The organism is Dolichospermum sp. LEGE 00246 (genome assembly GCF_015207865.1).
In the GTDB taxonomy this organism is placed as follows: Bacteria; Cyanobacteriota; Cyanobacteriia; order Cyanobacteriales; family Nostocaceae; genus Dolichospermum; species Dolichospermum heterosporum.
Window position 1 is genome coordinate 1 of sequence record NZ_JADEWA010000598.1, and the last position, 2,672, is coordinate 2,672.

Below are 2,672 nucleotides of genomic sequence, written 5' to 3' on the forward strand. Positions count from 1 at the left end.
CAGTAATGGCAAACAGGATCAGGGCAAGAACCGTACATCTAAGGTAATACCTGAAAAGCGGATATTATTCGAGCAGTTGTCTTGACAATTATTCGATTAAGAATCCCCGCGTCTTTAGACCGGGGAGTGTCAAATAAACAGTTTGCTGAGGTGGTAAGCTAATTTTGTGATCATCACATTTGGCTCGCCAAGAATTACCCTCGTATAATACCCTACCCACCTGTCCTGGTAAAATTTCCGTTAAAGTTTCCCCAATGACTGCATCTTGAATGGGCGATTTTCGTCGTCGTGGTTGCAAAAACCGCCGGGAAAGGATAATCAGAGTAGTAGACAAAAACAACCAAACTGCAACTTGTATCCACAAGTTTCCTATACCAGAGTAAGACAATAATCCTACAATTAAAGCACTAATGCCCATCATAAAAGCAACAAAAGCCGATGGTAAAAACAGTTCTGTCAAACACAGAACCGAACCCGCCAACAGCCAAATTAAGCTAGAACTTGGCATAACGCTTTTCCCTTTACAATGAATTTACTGATACCAATATTATGTGAGGCTGAACAGAATCATGAAATCTATTCATCTATTCTTATCTGCGTTTATTTGCGTTTATCTGCGGTCAAATATTCTTAAAGTCTTATTCCATGCAGTTTTATCTTAACTTGGCATTAGATACACCAATACAGTGAATCTTGACAAAAAAAACTAAACATCAATTTTAATTATGTTTTCTACCAAGCGGGTGATTAATTGCCCAAATCCAGAATGTGATCAACCTTTGAACTGCGTCGGAGATACTATTTGCGATCGCTGTCACACCCCCCTAATTTACCGCTATCTCTGGGCAACTGGCAACCAAGCCGCAGAAATTTCCCCAGAAACAAAGGTAGCAAACAGATACGAAGTCATCAAACCCCAAATTTGGTTAGATACCCAACCTGCACTATTACCAGATATCCCCGCAGAACTACCAAATATCGTTATTCCCTACCTACGCTTATACTCAAAACATTTGCATATACCCCAAGCCTATGGTTTTACCTCCTTAGCCGAAATAGAAGATGATATTCTTTTACTAGAAAATGCCCCCATAGATGAAACAGGCTGCATTTACCCAACAATTACCGACTCCTGGGAACAAGCATCTCCCGTGAGACAGATTTATTGGTTATGGCAAATTCTTCAATTGTGGACACCTTTATCAGAATTGGGAGTTGCCCAAAGTTTATTATTAGCAGATAATTTATGTGTGCAAGGTTGGTGTATTCGCTTACTAGAACTGCATCAAAACATAGAAGAATTAACTTTACAAGATTTAGGTAATTCTTGGCGTAATTGGGTGACAGTTGCAAAAACCACCAGTTCCCCAAAATTAGAATACATAGTTGAGTTAATGTGTCAACCTGAAAATGATTTAGAAATTATTAATACTCAACTCAATGAACTATTATTAACAACAGCCACAGAATTACCTTTATATTTAACTATAGCCGGGGGGACAGATCCAGGTCCCGTCATTAAACATAATGAAGATGCTTGTTATCCTAGTCATCCAAGGGACTTAGATGATCAATTACAACCAAGACTAGCAATTATTTGTGATGGTATTGGTGGTCATGAAGGTGGTGAAGTTGCGAGTCAATTAGCTTTGCAGTCTCTCAAATTGCAAATGCGGGCTTTATTGGCAGAAATAGACGAACAAACAGAATTATTAACTCCTAAGCTTTTATGTCAACAAATAGAGTCCTGCTTGCGAGTTGTTAATAATGTAGTATGGTCGCGCAATGACGAGCAAAAACGTCAGGGAAAGGAACGCATGGCGACAACCTTAGTTATGTCATTGCAAATCCCTCAAAGAAGAGAACAGTTAGAAAATTCCCATGAACTTTATTTAGCCCATGTTGGTGATAGTCGTGCTTATTGGATTACTCAAAATTATTGTCAACTCCTGACTGTGGACGATGATATGGTAAAACGAGAAGTTGGTTTAGGGAAAAGTTTATATCGTCAAGCATTGCAAATCCCAGAAGCCAAAGCCCTGACCCAAGCACTAGGCACAAAAGAAGCGGAATTTCTCAACTTTTCGGTTCAAAGATTTATTATAGAAGAAGATGGGATTTTATTGCTGTGTTCCGATGGTTTAAGCGATCGCAATTTAGTCGAACAATCTTGGCAAGACTACGCAATTCCCGTACTTACAGGCGATTTAGACATAGCAGACGCTACCCAGGAATTAATTAAACTGGCTAATGAAAAGAATGGCCAAGATAATATATCTGTAGTCCTGACTCTTTGCCGTGTTGCCAAACCATCCTCAATGGCAATTATACCCGCACCGCCAGCAGAAATTATTCCGCCCCAACCCTTAGCCGTCCCTGACGCAGAAGCATTAATTATATCAGCACCCATAGAAACAGGTTTAACAGCAAGTTCCCAAGCCTTGCTTGATTTAAGTTTGACAGAAGCACCGCTAAAACCATCTAGAAGTAAAGGTTTGGTACTATTAGCAGGATTATTAGTTTTATTATTGGGAAGTACCACAATCAGTTTATTTGCTTGGTGGCAATTATCACCCCAATCATTCTCACAAGTCTGTCGGCAACTTCCGCAAAAGGTACGAGAATTATGTCCGGGAAGGGAGTAGGTAGGGGAGGTGGGGGTGGTAGGGGAG

2 protein-coding genes are annotated in these 2,672 nt (G+C 40.0%); one reads left to right on the forward strand and one right to left on the reverse strand.

Annotated elements, in window-relative coordinates; all coding sequences use genetic code 11:
- Positions 1-88: 88 nt before the first annotated feature.
- Positions 89-508 (reverse strand): NfeD family protein, encoded by a 420-nt coding sequence (locus IQ228_RS24475; protein WP_193964757.1) that lies wholly within the window; start codon positions 506-508, stop codon positions 89-91.
- A 217-nt stretch (positions 509-725) separates the two neighbouring features.
- Here IQ228_RS24475 and IQ228_RS24480 point away from each other — a divergent pair, with 217 nt between their 5' ends.
- Positions 726-2,645 (forward strand): protein phosphatase 2C domain-containing protein, encoded by a 1,920-nt coding sequence (locus IQ228_RS24480; protein ID WP_193964758.1) that lies wholly within the window; start codon positions 726-728, stop codon positions 2,643-2,645.
- Positions 2,646-2,672: the final 27 nt, after the last annotated feature.

What these genes read in the sequence shown, in the direction of transcription:
- IQ228_RS24480 (WP_193964758.1), top strand. Translation starts at nt 726, where the DNA reads ATGTTTTCTACCAAGCGGGTGATTAATTGCCCAAATCCAGAATGTGAT.
- IQ228_RS24475 (WP_193964757.1), bottom strand. Translation starts at nt 508, where the DNA reads ATGCCAAGTTCTAGCTTAATTTGGCTGTTGGCGGGTTCGGTTCTGTGT.